This window comes from Streptomyces sp. NPDC053665, assembly GCF_055585285.1.
Genome location: NZ_JBVJKK010000006.1, coordinates 240,492 through 254,272 on the forward strand (window position 1 = coordinate 240,492; position 13,781 = coordinate 254,272).

Annotated in this window: 15 protein-coding genes; 8 read left to right on the forward strand and 7 right to left on the reverse strand. The window is 73.4% G+C overall.

The window, feature by feature from the left end:
- The first annotated feature begins 95 nt into the window (after window positions 1-95).
- Together ACZ6ZN_RS24350 and ACZ6ZN_RS24355 are read left to right on the forward strand one after the other, a co-directional pair.
- Window positions 96-1,730, forward strand: coding sequence for a cellulase family glycosylhydrolase (locus ACZ6ZN_RS24350; RefSeq protein WP_469649369.1), 1,635 nt, complete (start codon window positions 96-98; stop codon window positions 1,728-1,730).
- Between the two features lie 147 nt (window positions 1,731-1,877).
- Window positions 1,878-2,873, forward strand: coding sequence for a sporulation protein (locus tag ACZ6ZN_RS24355; protein WP_469649371.1), 996 nt, complete (start codon window positions 1,878-1,880; stop codon window positions 2,871-2,873).
- Window positions 2,874-2,920: 47 nt separating this feature from the next.
- Here the strand turns inward: ACZ6ZN_RS24355 and ACZ6ZN_RS24360 are convergent, their stop codons facing one another.
- Both ACZ6ZN_RS24360 and ACZ6ZN_RS24365 read right to left on the reverse strand, forming a co-directional pair.
- Window positions 2,921-3,964: a M56 family metallopeptidase gene (locus ACZ6ZN_RS24360; protein WP_469649374.1), complete on the reverse strand. Its 1,044-nt coding sequence runs from the start codon at window positions 3,962-3,964 to the stop codon at window positions 2,921-2,923.
- 6 nt (window positions 3,965-3,970) lie between these two features.
- Complete coding sequence (locus ACZ6ZN_RS24365) at window positions 3,971-4,357, reverse strand: BlaI/MecI/CopY family transcriptional regulator (RefSeq protein ID WP_398108434.1); 387 nt, start codon at window positions 4,355-4,357, stop codon at window positions 3,971-3,973.
- 142 nt (window positions 4,358-4,499) lie between these two features.
- Here ACZ6ZN_RS24365 and ACZ6ZN_RS24370 point away from each other — a divergent pair, with 142 nt between their 5' ends.
- From ACZ6ZN_RS24370 to ACZ6ZN_RS24380, 3 genes are read left to right on the forward strand one after another with little or no spacing between them, the layout of a single operon-like run.
- The gene (locus ACZ6ZN_RS24370) at window positions 4,500-5,075 is read left to right on the forward strand and encodes a TerD family protein (RefSeq protein ID WP_469649377.1); all 576 of its coding nucleotides are present in this window, start codon (window positions 4,500-4,502) and stop codon (window positions 5,073-5,075) included.
- Window positions 5,076-5,121: 46 nt separating this feature from the next.
- Window positions 5,122-5,784: a hypothetical protein gene (locus tag ACZ6ZN_RS24375; RefSeq protein WP_398108436.1), complete on the forward strand. Its 663-nt coding sequence runs from the start codon at window positions 5,122-5,124 to the stop codon at window positions 5,782-5,784.
- On the forward strand, window positions 5,772-6,023 hold the full coding sequence (locus ACZ6ZN_RS24380) for a twin-arginine translocase TatA/TatE family subunit (protein WP_398108437.1): 252 nt from the start codon (window positions 5,772-5,774) through the stop codon (window positions 6,021-6,023). The genes ACZ6ZN_RS24375 and ACZ6ZN_RS24380 overlap by 13 nt, the downstream gene beginning before the upstream one ends.
- Before the next feature lie 11 nt (window positions 6,024-6,034).
- Here the strand turns inward: ACZ6ZN_RS24380 and htpG are convergent, their stop codons facing one another.
- The 5 genes from htpG to ACZ6ZN_RS24405 form a co-directional block, all read right to left on the reverse strand.
- Window positions 6,035-7,933, reverse strand: coding sequence for a molecular chaperone HtpG (gene htpG, locus ACZ6ZN_RS24385; protein WP_469649382.1), 1,899 nt, complete (start codon window positions 7,931-7,933; stop codon window positions 6,035-6,037).
- Window positions 7,934-8,020: 87 nt separating this feature from the next.
- Window positions 8,021-8,719 (reverse strand): class F sortase, encoded by a 699-nt coding sequence (locus ACZ6ZN_RS24390; protein WP_398108439.1) that lies wholly within the window; start codon window positions 8,717-8,719, stop codon window positions 8,021-8,023.
- Window positions 8,720-8,830: 111 nt separating this feature from the next.
- On the reverse strand, window positions 8,831-9,589 hold the full coding sequence (locus tag ACZ6ZN_RS24395; RefSeq protein WP_398108440.1) for a hypothetical protein: 759 nt from the start codon (window positions 9,587-9,589) through the stop codon (window positions 8,831-8,833).
- A gap of 236 nt (window positions 9,590-9,825) precedes the next feature.
- Entirely contained in the window at window positions 9,826-10,113 is a 288-nt protein-coding gene (locus tag ACZ6ZN_RS24400; RefSeq protein ID WP_469649386.1) for a DUF3040 domain-containing protein, read from the reverse strand.
- Between the two features lie 423 nt (window positions 10,114-10,536).
- The gene (locus ACZ6ZN_RS24405; protein ID WP_469649389.1) at window positions 10,537-11,010 is read right to left on the reverse strand and encodes a helix-turn-helix domain-containing protein; all 474 of its coding nucleotides are present in this window, start codon (window positions 11,008-11,010) and stop codon (window positions 10,537-10,539) included.
- Between the two features lie 74 nt (window positions 11,011-11,084).
- On the opposite strand from ACZ6ZN_RS24405, the gene ACZ6ZN_RS24410 reads away from it, so the two are divergent.
- Genes ACZ6ZN_RS24410 through ACZ6ZN_RS24420 form a run of 3 tightly spaced genes read left to right on the forward strand, consistent with a single transcriptional unit; the run spans window position 11,085 to window position 13,778 of the window.
- On the forward strand, window positions 11,085-11,936 hold the full coding sequence (locus ACZ6ZN_RS24410) for a class I SAM-dependent methyltransferase (RefSeq protein ID WP_469649391.1): 852 nt from the start codon (window positions 11,085-11,087) through the stop codon (window positions 11,934-11,936).
- Between the two features lie 49 nt (window positions 11,937-11,985).
- Window positions 11,986-12,696 carry a ThuA domain-containing protein gene (locus ACZ6ZN_RS24415; RefSeq protein WP_469649395.1) on the forward strand — a complete coding sequence of 237 codons (711 nt, stop codon included), beginning with the start codon at window positions 11,986-11,988 and terminating at the stop codon, window positions 12,694-12,696.
- On the forward strand, window positions 12,666-13,778 hold the full coding sequence (locus ACZ6ZN_RS24420) for a Gfo/Idh/MocA family protein (protein ID WP_469649398.1): 1,113 nt from the start codon (window positions 12,666-12,668) through the stop codon (window positions 13,776-13,778). The genes ACZ6ZN_RS24415 and ACZ6ZN_RS24420 overlap by 31 nt, the downstream gene beginning before the upstream one ends.
- The last annotated feature ends 3 nt before the right edge of the window (window positions 13,779-13,781 follow it).

Consider the following 13,781-nt stretch of genomic DNA (forward strand, 5'->3'; position numbering starts at 1 on the left):
CCTCTTGACGGTCCGTGGGCACCGGTGGCTACATGCATGGGAGCGCTCCCATGTACGACGGACAGTCCCGTTCCCCCCCACCCGCAGGAGCCCTCATGAGACCCCGCACGACCCCCGCCCCGCGCGTCGCCGTCGCGGCCGCCGCGTTCCTGACCCTTCTGCTCTCCCTCCTCACCGCCGCTCCTCCGGCGGTGGCCGCCCCCATCGGCTTCCACGTCCGTGACGGCCGCCTCCTGGAGGCCGGCGGCAACGACTTCGTGATGCGAGGGGTCAACCACGCCCACACCTGGTACCCCGACCGGATCGGCTCCCTGGCCCACATCAAGGCCAAGGGCGCCAACACCGTGCGGGTCGTCCTGTCCAGCGGCGACCGCTGGACCCGCAACGACACCGCCGACGTGGCGAACGTCGTGGCGCAGTGCAAGCGGAACCGGCTCATCTGCGTCCTGGAGGTGCACGACACCACCGGCTACGGCGAGCAGAGCGGCGCCGTCCCGCTCTCCCGCGCCGCCGACTACTGGATCAGTGTGCGCGGCGCGCTCACCGGCCAGGAGGAGTACATCATCGTCAACATCGGCAACGAGCCGTACGGCAACGTCGGTCACGCCGCGTGGACGGCGGACACCAAGGCGGCGATCGCCCGGCTGCGCGACGCCGGTCTCGCCCACACGCTCATGGTGGACGCGCCCAACTGGGGCCAGGACTGGGCGTTCACCATGCGCGACAACGCCGCCTCGGTGTTCGCCTCCGATCCCGACGCCAACACCGTGTTCTCGGTCCACATGTACGGCGTCTTCGACACGGCCGCCGAGATCACCGCCTATCTCGACCGGTTCGTCGGCGCCAAACTGCCCCTCGTGGTGGGCGAGTTCGGCCATGATCACTCGGACGGCGATCCGGACGAGGACACCGTCCTGGCCGTCGCCGAGCAACTCCGCCTCGGCTACCTCGGCTGGTCCTGGAGCGGCAACAGCGCTGATGTCGGATACCTGGACATGGTCACGGGCTTCGACCCGGACCGGCTCACGCCCTGGGGTCAGCGCCTGTTCAACGGCGTGAACGGCATCGCCGCCACCGCCGAGGAGGCCGCGGTGTACTCCTCCGGGGGAGGCGACACCACGCCCCCGACCGCGCCCGGCGCCCCCACCGCCTCCGGTGTGACGTCCTCCTCCGCCACCCTGAGCTGGGTCCCGTCCTCGGACGCCGGCGGCGTCACCGGTTACGACGTCGTGCGGATCGGCTCCGGCACCGAGACCGCGGTCGCCTCCACGACCGGCACCACCGCCACCCTGACCGGGCTGTCCCCCGCCACCTCCCACACCTTCGCCGTCTACGCCCGTGACGCCGCGGGCAACCGCTCGGCCCGCTCGGCGACGGTGACGGTCACGACCGCGCCGGGCGGCCCGTCACCGTCCTGCGGCGTCGGCTACCGGGTGACGGGCAGCTGGCCCGGCGGGTTCCAGGGCGAGATCGTCCTGCGCAACACCGGGACCGCCGCGGTCGACGGCTGGACGCTGCGCTGGACGTTCGCCGACGGCCAGCGGGTCGACAACCTCTGGGGCGGCACGGTGACGCAGAGCGGGTCCGCGGTGAGCGTGACGGCCGCCCCCTACACCGCGACGATCCCGGCCGGAGGGTCGGTCACGCTCGGCTTCACCGCCACCCGGGGCGCCACCGACTCCGGCCCGGCGGCCTTCACGCTGAACGGCACTGCCTGCTCGACCAGTTGACCGCCGGCCTGGGCCGAGTGCCGCCTCTTTCGGCCGATTCCCGCCCGTGCGTGCCGCCGTGGAGCACGCGCGGGCCGGAGCGGGACTATGCTTCTACACGCTTGTAGAGGCAAGCTCGTACACGTACGTGAAGGAGTGGACGCCACCATGGTGTTCAAACGACTGCTCGGGGCGATCGGTGTCGGCGGACCGACCGTCGACACGGTCCTCGACCCCGCCCCCGTCCGGCCCGGCGGCACGCTCGGCGGCCGGGTCGAACTGGAGGGCGGCAGGGCCGACTTCGAGATCGAGCACATCACCCTGGAACTCGTGGCCCGGGTGGAGGCCGAGCACGAGGACGGCGAGAGCGAGGGCGTCGTCGCCTTCGACCGGTTCACCGTGGGCGGCGGTTTCCGGCTCGCGGAGGGCGAGCGGCGCACCCTGCCGTTCGAGGTGACCCTGCCGTGGGAGACCCCGATCACCGAACTGCACGGCCAGAGCCTGGGCGTCGTCCTCGGCGTGCGCACGGAGCTGTCGGTGGCGGGTGCGAAGGACAAGGGCGACCTCGACCCGCTGGGCGTCACACCGCTGCCCGTCCAGGAGGCGGTCCTCGAGGCCCTCGGCGGTCTCGGGTTCGGCTTCCGGTCGGCCGACCTGGAGCTCGGGCACATCGGCGGTACGGACCAGCGGCTGCCCTTCTACCAGGAGATCGAGCTCGTACCGCCGCCGCAGTACGCCCAGCAGGTGCACGAGATCGAGGTGACCTTCCTGGCCCGGCCGGACGGCATGGAAGTGGTGCTGGAGGCGGACAAGCGCGGCGGCTTCCCGGCACCCGGCCACGACGCGCTCACCCGGTTCGCCGTCTCCCACGACGAGGTCGAGCACCAGGACTGGACGGCGGTCGTCGACGGCTGGCTGCGCCACCTGGTCGAGCACCGGGCCGGGTACGGCGTCCCGGCCGGCCACGGAGCCCTGCCGGCCCACGGTCACGAGGGGCACCACCACGGGGAGCGGCGGCAGGGTCCCGGCATGGGGACCGTGGTCGCCGCGGGGGCGGCCGGTCTCGCGGTCGGTGTCGTCGGCGGCATGGTCGCGAGTGAAGTGGTCGACGAGGTGGGGGACTTCTTCGAGGGCGAGGAGGAGGAAGAGGAAGAGGAGGCCTGAGCGGTCCCGGCGGATGTGCGGGCGCCGCGGGGAGCGGCGCCCGCTTCTCACAGCGGTGTCGCGGCGTGCAGGATGAGGACCATCGTGACGGCCGCGTTGGCCGACGACATCGCCGACACCGCCGTCCCGGCGGCCGCGCCCCAGGCCGCCAGGCCGACGGCCGTGAACACCGGGGGCCAGCTGCGCACGGCGGGCGCCGGACCGAGCAGGGCCGCCACCCGGCGCGGCACCGGCCCGGGCGCGGCCAGGCCCGCGAGGGTCGGCGCCGGGGTGCCCCGCGAGACGAGGGCGGCCGCGCCGATGGCCCGCGCCACCGTGCGCCGGCTGCCGACCACCCGCGCCGCCTCCTCGTCCGCCCACCGCTCGGCCGTGTAGGCCACGGCGGTGCGCAGCGGACGCAGGAACGGGTTGGCCCGGGCGGCGAGTTGCACGGTGAGCAGGAACCGGTCGTGGCGCGCGGTGAGATGGGCCCGCTCGTGGGCGAACAGGGCGCGCCGCTCGGCCGGCCGCAGCCGCTCCAGCAGGGCGGTCGTCACCACGACCCGGCCCCTCCCCCGCCGGAGTGCGCGCCCCGGTCCCCGGCCCGGGTGGGCGGCTCCCGGGCCCCGGGCCGCGGCGGGGCGCCGCGCTCCCCCGCGCCCGGCCCTGTCGCCGGCCCGTCGCCCGCCGGGGGGCAGCGCGTAGGCGTAGGGGACGGCGTCCGGCAGGACCGCCACCTCCGTGTCCGGCAGCCCGGCCAGCGCACGGTGGGCCTGCCTGCGCACCCGGCCGTGCCGCCACAGCGCCCGGGCGCAGGCGGCGACCACCGCGCACAGGGCCGGGATGGCGGCCTTGCCGACGACCTCGTCGAAGGGCACGGCCGCCCGCACCTCCGGGTCCGACCAGCCGTCGGGCAGCGGGTTGCCCGGCAGTTGGGCGGTGCCGACCACCATGACCAGGGCCAGGCACACCGTGCTGCACAGCGCCAGGACCGCGGCCAGGACGGTCAGCAGCCGGGTCGCGGTGCGCGGGTGCAGATGCTGCTCGGCCAGGCGCGCGACCGGCCAGGCCGTGAGCGGCAGGACCAGCGGCAGGAAGACGAAGACCCCCATGCGGCGTCAGTCTTCCCCGTCGCCGTGTTCCTGCTCCAGCAGGTCCCGCAGCAACCGCTCGTCCTCGGGACCGAGCCCGGTGACGAAGCTCGCCAGGACGGCCTCGCGGTCGTTCTCGGCGTCCAGCACCTTGCGCATCTTGCGCGCCGCCAGACCGGCCTGGTCCGCAGCGGGGGTCCAGGCGAAGGACCGGCCCACCCGTTCCCGGGTGACCGCGCCCTTGCCCAGCAGCCGCGTCAGGATCGTGATCACCGTGGTGTACGCGAGGCCGCCGCCGAGACGCTCCTGCACCCAGCCGGCCGTCGCCGGCCCGTCCGCCTCCCGCAGCGCCGACAGCACCAGCGCCTCCAGCTCGCCCTGCCCCCGCCGGGGCCGCTGCCGGTCATCCGTCACCGCCCTGCCTCCTTCGCGCCGCCCTGCGTTGCCCGTGCGGACATCGTATAGACCGGCCGGACCCGTCCCCCATCTTCTACAGTGCTGTAGATTCAATGGTGGCCCGTTCGCCCCGGCCCGATTCACGTAGAAGGAGTGTTCCGTGGGAGTTTCCCTGTCCAAGGGTGGCAACGTCTCGCTCAGCAAGGAGGCGCCGGGGCTCACCGCCGTCCTGGTCGGTCTCGGCTGGGACGTCCGCACGACCACCGGCACCGACTACGACCTCGACGCCTCGGCCCTGCTCCTCGACGCCTCCGGCAAGGTCCCCTCCGACCGGCACTTCGTGTTCTACAACAACCTGTGCAGCCCGGACGGTTCGGTCCGGCACACCGGCGACAACCTCACCGGTGAGGGCGAGGGCGACGACGAGACCGTCGAGGTCGACCTCTCCGCCGTACCCGCCGAGGTCGACCGGATCGTGTTCCCGGTCTCCATCCACGACGCCGAGAACCGCGGTCAGAGCTTCGGTCAGGTGCGCAACGCCTTCATCCGGGTGGTGAACCAGGCGGACGGCCGGGAGATCGCCCGCTACGACCTGTCCGAGGACGCCTCCACCGAGACCGCGATGGTCTTCGGCGAGCTGTACCGGCACGGCACCGAGTGGAAGTTCCGTGCCGTCGGCCAGGGTTACGCGTCCGGGCTGGCCGGCATCGCCTCCGACTTCGGCGTCGGCGTCTGACCCCGCGCCCGGCGACCGCCCCCCGACCGACCGACCGGGAGACCACGTGGCCGCTGCGCCCCGCCTCGCGCCCGAGGACCGCGCCGACTTCGAAGCCGTACTGGACCTGGCCCTCGGCAGCGCCGGCATCCGCGACGCCCTCGGCGCCGACCCGGACGGCCGGGCCGCGGCCCACCTGCGCGCCTACGCGCGCGCCCACGCCGACGCCGTCGTGGCGGCGGCCGGGGAGCCCTACCGGGACCTTCTCGCCGTGCGGCGGGCGGCGCGGCGCCGGCCGCAGCCGCCGTTCGGCACGGGCAGCCTGCTGCCCGCCCTCGCGGTCCTCACGCCCCTGGTGACCGCCGTGGCCGCCGTGGTGCTGCTCGCCCTCGGCGGGACGCTCCACGCCGTCGGGGCGCCCGGACCGCTGCCCGGTTCGCTTCTCGCGAGCGGCTGGACGTTCGCGACGGTCGCCGCCGGGGCCGGTCTGGTAGCGGCGGCCGCGCTGCTGCGCACGGCCCTGGACCGCCGCGTCCCGCCCGCCCCCGACCAGGTGGAGCACGCCCGGCTGGCCTGGCGGCAGGCCCTGCTCGACCGCGGCATGCTGCCGCACCTGCGCCGGCACCTGCTCCCGCACCCCGAGACGGGGATCACGCCGTGCTCCCCGCCCGATACGCTCGCGCCGTGCCCGGCCCGGGTGAGAAAGGACAGGACACCATGTTCGGACTGAGCGAGCTGGCGATCGTTCTCGTCGTCGTCGCCGTTGTCATCGGGATCAAGAAGCTGCCCGAGCTGACCCGTTCGGCCGGCAAGGCGGCCCGCATCCTCAAGGCCGAGGCGCGTGCCGCCAAGGACGAGGAGGCCGGCACGGCCCCCGCGCCGCGGGTGGTCCAGGGCGAGGTCGTCCCGCCGGGCACCGGCCCGACCCCGCCCGGCGCCCGCCCCGCGGGCACCCCGGACCACCCCTGATCCCTCCCCGGCTACAGCGTGCGCTCCAGGCGCTCCGACACGGCCCGGACGAACTTGGCCGGGTCCTTGGGCTGTCCGCCCTCGGCGAGCACCGCGAGGGCGTGCAGCAGCTCCGCGGACTCGGCAAGCTCACTGCGGTCCGCGCGGTCGGCATAGGCCTGGTTGAGGCTCTTCACCAGCGGGTGACCGGGGTTGAGCTCCAGGATCCGCTTGGTGCGCGGCACCTCCTGGCCCATGGCCCGGTACATGTTCTCCAGCGCCGGGGTCAGGTCGTGCGCGTCGGAGACCACACAGGCCGGGGAGACGGTCAGCCGCGTGGACAGCCGCACCTCCTTGATGTCCTCGTCCAGCTGCTCGCGCATCCAGCCGAGCAGCCCGGCGTACTCCTCGGCCTGCTTCTCCCGCTCCTCGCCGGCCTTCTCCTCGCCCTCGGAGTCCAGGTCGATCTCGCCCTTGGTGACGGAGCGCAGCTTCTTGCCCTCGTACTCGCCGACGGCGTCGGCCCACACCTCGTCGACCGGGTCGGTGAGCAGCAGCACCTCGACGCCCTTGGCCCGGAACGCCTCCAGGTGCGGTGAGTTCTCGATGCTCTGCCGGGACTCGCCGGTGATGTAGTAGACGGCGTCCTGGCCGTCCTTCATGCGCTCCACGTACCCGGCGAGCGTGGTCGGCTCGTCCTCGGAGTGCGTGGTCGCGAAGGACGCGACGGCCAGCAGCGCCTCCCGGTTGTCGGGGTCGGTGACCAGGCCCTCCTTCAGGACGGTGCCGAACTCCCGCCAGAACGTGGCGTAGCGCTCGGCGTCCTTGGTCATGAGGTCCTTGACCGTGGACAGCACCTTCTTGGTGAGCCGGCGCTGCATCATCCGGATGTGCCGGTCCTGCTGGAGGATCTCGCGGGAGACGTTCAGCGAGAGGTCCTGCGCGTCGACGACGCCCTTGACGAACCGCAGGTACGGCGGCAGGAGCGCCTCGCAGTCGTCCATGATGAAGACGCGCTTGACGTACAGCTGGACGCCGCGCTTGAAGTCCCGCGTGAACAGGTCGTGCGGGGCGTGCGCGGGGATGAAGAGCAGCGACTGGTACTCGAAGGTGCCCTCCGCCTGGAGCCGGATCGTCTCCAGCGGCTCGCGCCAGTCGTGGCTGATGTGCTTGTACAGCTCGTGGTACTCGTCCTCGGACACCTCCTCCCGCGAGCGCGCCCACAGCGCCTTCATCGAGTTCAGCGTCTCGGGCGCGGGCGCGCCGTCGCCGTCGTCACCGGCGGGGACCATCCGGATCGGCCAGGTGATGAAGTCCGAGTACCGCTTGACGATCTCCCGGATCGTCCACTCGGACGTGTAGTCGTGCAGCTGGTTCTCGGGGTCGGCCGGCTTGAGGTGCAGGGTGACGGACGTGCCCTGCGGCGCGTCGTCGACCTTCTCCAGCGTGTAGGTGGCCTCGCCGCGGGAGCTCCAGCGGGTGCCCTGGTCCTCGCCGGCGCGCCGGGTCACCAGCGTGACCTCGTCGGCCACCATGAACCCGGAGTAGAAGCCGACGCCGAACTGGCCGATGAGCCCTTCCGCGCCGCCCCCCTCCTGGGCCTCCCGCAGCTCCTGGAGGAAGGCCGCCGTACCGGAGTTGGCGATGGTGCCGATGAGGCGGCCGACCTCGTCGTACGACATGCCGATGCCGTTGTCCCGCACGGTGAGGGTGCGGGCCTCCTTGTCGACGTCGATCTCGATGTGCAGATCGGACACGTCGGCGTCGAGCGCGTCGTCCCGCAGCTTCTCCAGACGCAGCTTGTCGAGCGCGTCGGAGGCGTTGGAGACGAGCTCGCGCAGGAAGACATCCTTGTTCGAGTAGACCGAGTGGATCATCAGCTGGAGCAGCTGGCGTGCCTCTACCTGGAACTCAAACGTTTCGGTCGTCATGTTTCGCGCATCCCTCACAGGTCCCACAGTCGCCTGAACTGGTGGCTGTCACTGTAAAACACCAAGTCAGGGCAGGGGCACCGGATGTCAGACGAGGTGGGCGAAGACGACCAGGTTCTCGGTGTAGTCCCGGGCCTGGCGGTCGTAGGCGCCGGCGCAGGTGATCAGCCTGACCTGGGCCTGGGGGGTGTCGCCGTAGACCCGTTCGCTGGGGAAGTCGTCCTTGCGGAAGGACTCCTTGCCGTCGACGACGAAGTCCGCCCTGCTGCCGTCGGCCCGCGTCACGTGGAACTTGTCGCCCTTCTTCAGCTCACCCAGGCCGGCGAAGACGGCCGGGGAGGTCTTGGTGTCCACGTGCCCGGCGATGATCGCGGTCCCGGGCTCGCCGGGCGAGTGGCCCTCGGCGTACCAGCCGACGAGGTTGGTGTCGTCGGCGGGCGGGGGGTCGAGCATGCCGGAGGCACCGATGGCGAGGTCGGTGAAGGGCGCGTCGACGCCGATCTTCGGAATGAGCAGGCGGACCGGCCGCGAGCGGGACATCCGCGGTCCCTCGGCGGACGGCGACGCCGACGCCCCGGGCGGCGTGTAGGGGGCGGCCGAGGCGGCGGGAAGGGCGGGCGGGGCGTGCGGCGCTCCGCCGGCGTCGAAGGAGCCGCCCCGGCCGCCGGTCAGGTTCAGGAGCACCGCGAGCGCGGCCGCCGACCACAGCACCGCCACTATGGCGCGCAGCCGTTTCCGGGACGGCGCGGGTTCGGGGTCGGGAAGGGCAGGGGGGCTGACCGCCATCGATAACCACCTTGTTCAGGGCACAGCAGGGGGCACGGCCCGCACCGGGACGAGCCGGGCCGCCGCGACGCGCGGAGCGCGTGCGGCGGCCGGTATGAGGTCGGGCATCGGTCACGCCACGCCCTGGGCGGCCTTCCGGCGGCGCAGCGCGTACAGACCGGTACCGGCGACCGCCAGCACCGCGAGCCCGCCGGCGGTCACACCCGAGGTGTTGGCCAGCGCGCCGCCACCGGTGTGCATGCCGCCGCGCGGCTTGTCGTGCTTGCCCTCCCAGGAGCCCTTGTCGTGCTTGCCGCTGTACCCCTCGTCGCCCTTGTCGGCGTAGGAGTCGTCCTCGTGCTTTCCGGACCAGCCGCTGTCGCCGTCCTCCTTGTAGCCGCCGTCCTGCTTCTCCCAGTCGTCCGAGTTGACCAGGGCCAGGGCGCCACCGCCGGTGTGCATGCCGCCGCGCGGCTTCTCGTGCTTGCCGCCCCAGGAGGAGTCCTTCTCGTGGTCGCCGTGCTCCTCCTTGCCGTGGTCCTCGTGCTTGCCGTGCTCCTCTTCCTTGCCCTGCTCGTCGTCCTTGCCCTGCTCGTCGTGGCCGCCCTGGTCCTCGGGCTTGCCCTGCTCCTCGCTGCCCTCGTCCTCGGGCTTGCCCTCGTCGTCGCCGGAGTCCCAGTCGCCGTCCGAGGTCACGGCGGTCAGCGCTCCGCCGCCCGTGTGCATCCCGCCGTGCGGCTTGTCGTGCTTGTCGTGCTTGTCGTGCTCCTTGCTGTAGGAAGTGGAGTCGTCGTCCCAGTCGCCCATGACCTGGGCGTAGGCGCCGGGGGCGGCGATCGCGAGGGCCGCCGTGGCCGTGGCCGTGGCGAGCAGCATGCGGGCAGAGCGCATCGGTGAGTCCTTCCGTCGCGAACCGGGCAGTCGGCGCCTCGCCGACTCACGAGACCCGGTCTCGACGTGAACCACCGTCAGTCAGACCGGCCGCTCCCACCATCCGGGACGTTCACACGGGTTACGAGCGCACTCGGTCGGCGGAATCCGGCCACCGGTGACAGGGGGGCGGGGCCGGTGTCCGCGGGAGTCACGGGCGGTCCCGTGCACGGAGGGCGGCGCGAGGGGCGGAGGGGTCAGCGGGGGCCGGGGCTCCGGTGCCCCGTGCGCGGGGGGACCGGGTCGATCAGCTGGGCCGCCATGCCGAGGACGACCAGCCCGCTCGCGATGAGCAGCCCCTGGGCCAGGACGATGCCCGCGCCCAGGAGGACCACCCCGATCGCCAGCCCCCAGCGGGGCCCGGTGCGCCGGTACTCGCGGGGCGGCGCCGGCCGGCCGGTTCTCATGGCGTGGGCGAACCGGGGGTCCTGCCGTTCCAGACGGGTCCGCAGGTCCACGAGGCGCGCGTCGTCGGACTGGGTCACGGCTTCTCCTCTCCGGCGGCCGGCAGCGCCGCAGGCAGGGCACACCGGGGCCAGGGCACGTCGTGGGGTTCGGGTCCGGGTGCGCGGGGAGGCGGCTCACCGGTGACCGGCCGGCCGTTCTCACCTGGGCTCCAGCCTCTCCTCCGGCGACGGCGCGCACCATCGGGCCCGACCCTCATTCTTCCCGGTCGCCGCCCTCCGCGAACGCGGCCCGGTGGGGCGGCTGTTCGGTCCGAGATGGGTCCTGCCACGGATGGCGCGGCGGGAGCGCGGCCCACCGGCCGCCGTCGTTCCCGGATGCGGGCGGGGCGCCCCGAACGGTGTCCGCCTCTCGCACTCCCGCCGGGCGACCGGGCACGACCTGGGCCTTCTCGGGCGCGGCGGGTACGACGTGGCGGCTGTGGCGGGTCTTCGTACCGCTCCTCAGGGTTTCCGCAGCGTGCGGGGCCCGGCCCGACGGGCGGGCGGGGTTGCGGCCGGGCGCTCGGCGGAGGGACCCCGGCCACCCGGGCCCGTCGCCTCGTCCAGGAGGCGGCGGAAGGTGGGGCACTCGAGGTGGCTCGGCGCGGGGCAGGCGGCCGCATGGCGCAACGAGTCGCGCAGTACGCCGAGTTCACGGATCCTGCGGTCCAGTTCGTCGGCCTTGGCGGTGAGCACGTCCCGGTCGATCCGCGGTTCGCCGTCCGGCGCGAACATCCCGGCGATCTCGTCGAGGGAGAACCCGGCCGTCCTGCCCAGCGCTATCAGGGCCAGGCGCTCCAGCACCGACGGGTCGTACTGACGGCGCAGCCCCCGGCGGCCGACCGGGGTGATCAGCCCCTTGTCCTCGTAGTAGCGCAGCGTCGAGGCGGGCACCGCGGCGCGACGGGCCACGTCCCCGATGTCCAGGTGCGTCATTGTCTTGACCTCAAGTCGGCTTGAAGTAGAACGCTGTCATCGCGCTTCCCCGAAGGCAAGCAGAAGGAGAGACCATGGACGCCTCGCGCAGGGACTACGACGAACAGGCCGCCCGCTGGAACGGGCCCTCCGGCCATGCCTGGGTGGAGCTGCAGCAGCTGCTGGACGGGATGTTCCGGCCGATCGAGGAGCTGCTGGTGCGTGCCGTCGCCGAGGAGGGGTCGGCCCGGGTGCTCGACGTCGGCTGCGGTACCGGTGCCGTCACCCGGGCCGTCGCGCGGCGGACCGGGCACTGTGTCGGGGCGGACCTCTCCGCGCCGATGATCGCGGCGGCCCGGGTACTGGCCGAGCAGGAGGATGTGCCGGCGTCGTTCGTGCATGCCGACGTGCAGGAGCACGCGTTCGGACCCGGCGCCTTCGACACCGTCGTCTCGCGCTTCGGCGTCATGTTCTTCCCCGACCCGGTCAGGGCGTTCACCAACCTGCGCACCGCCGTGGCCGACGGGGGCGGGCTGCGGCTGGTGGTGTGGCGGGGGCCGGAGGAGAACCCGTTCATGACGACGGCGGAGCGCGCGGCGGCGCCGTTCGTCCCGGAGCTGCCCGCCCGCCGGCCCGACCAGCCGGGGCAGTTCGCCTTCGCGGACCCGGACCGTGTGCGCGGCATCCTGGAGGCGAGCGGGTGGTCCGGCGTCTCCCTGCGGCCCGTCGACCCGGTCTGCACCCTGCCCGAGCGGGATCTCGTGCGCTACTTCACCCGGCTCGGCCCCCTGGGCACGGTGCTGCCGCAGGCCGACGAGCGGACCCGGGCCGAGGTGGTCGACGCGGTGCGGCCCGCCTTCGACCCCTTCGTGCAGGGCCCCGAGGTCCGCTACACGGCGGCCTGCTGGGAGATCTCGGCGCGCGCCTCCACCTCGAAAGTTTCGTGACGTTCGGCCCTCTTTTCGAAACCGGCCCGTCCGCGCATAGTGGGTTCCGATGACGCGGAGACGAGCACTGGTGGTCCGGGGCGGCTGGGAAGGCCACGAGCCGGTCAAGGCGACGGAACTGTTCCTGCCCTTCCTGCGGGACAGCGGATTCGCCGTACGGGTCGAGGAGTCGACCGAGGTCTACGCGGACGCCGCACTGATGGCCGGCACCGATCTCGTGGTGCAGTGCGTGACGATGTCACAGATCACCACCGCGCAGGTGGAGGGCCTGAGTTCGGCTGTCGCGGCCGGCACCGGCCTGACCGGCTGGCACGGCGGCATCGTCGACTCCTTCCGCGCCTCGGCCGAGTATCTCCACCTGGTGGGCGGCCAGTTCGCGGCGCATCCGGGCAAGGAGCCCTGCGCGCGGCGGGGTGGGGCGGCGGACAACTTCCTGCCGCACACGGTCCGTGTCACCGAGGCGGGCCGGGAGCACCCCGTCACCGCGGGCATCGGGGACTTCGAGCTGGAGACGGAGCAGTACTGGGTGCTGCACGACGACCTGATCGAGGTGCTGGCCACCACCACGCACCCCGCCCGGCCGTGGCAGCCCTGGCAGGAGCCGGTCACGTCCCCGGCGGTGTGGACGCGCCGGTGGGGCGCCGGGCGGATCGTGGTGACGACCCCGGGGCACGACGTCGGCGTGCTCGAGAACCGCCAGGTCCGCACCATCGTCGAGAGGGGCATGCTGTGGGCGGCGCGCACCGCGTCGGTGTCGTAGGACTCGGCGTCATCTCCGGCGTCTACCTGGACACCCTGGCAGGTCATCCCGCCGTGCGGGTCACCGCGGTCGCCGATCTGGATGCCGGACGCGCCGCGGCGGTCGCCGGCCGGCTGCCCGGCGCCCGGGCGCTGCCGGTCGGGCAACTGCTGAGCAGTCCGCAGGTGGACACCGTCCTGAACCTCACCACACCGGCGGCCCACGCCGGGATCGCCCTCGCGGCGATCCGCGCGGGCAAGCACGTCTACGGGGAGAAGCCGCTGGCGGCCGAACTGGACGACGCGCGGGCCGTGCTGGCGGCCGCCGCGCAGGCGGGCGTGCGGGTGGGGTGCGCGCCGGACACCGTGCTGGGCACGGGAGTCCAGACGGCCCGGGCCGCCGTGGAGGCCGGGAGCATCGGGCGCCCGCTGTCCGCCTCGGCCGTGATGGTCACGCCGGGCCACGAGCGCTGGCACCCCCATCCCGACTTCTACTACACGGCGGGCGGCGGCCCGTTGCTCGACATGGGTCCCTACTACGTCACCTCCCTGGTCCATCTGCTCGGTCCGGTGCGGGCCGTGATCGGTGCGGCCGGCCGACTGCGCGCCGAGCGGGTCATCGGCACCGGGCCCCGCGCGGGCGAGCGCATACCGGTGGAGGTGGACAGCCATGTCTCCGGGGTGCTGGAACACGCCGGCGGTGCGCTGACCACCCTCACGACGAGCTTCGACGGGGTGGCCACGACCGCCGCGCCGATCGAGGTCCACGGCGAGGAGGGGACCCTGGCCGTCCCGGACCCGAACCTTTTCGACGGCGCGGTACGGCTGCACCCGCTCGGCGGGTCGGGATGGCACACCCTGCCCGCGTCGGCCGGGTACGAGGAGGGGGCCCGCGGCCTCGGCCTGCTGGACTTCCTCACGCCCGGCGCGCGGCGGGCCGGGGGTGAACTCGCCCTGCACGTCCTGGAGATCATGACCGCCCTGCTGCGCTCCTCGGCCGAAGGGCGGCGTGTGGAGCTGACGACGTCGGCGCGGGTGCCGGCGCCGGTCCCGCTGACCGGCGCTCGCGTCTGGCGCGGCCAGGCCTCGCCCGGCGCGGTGTGAGAG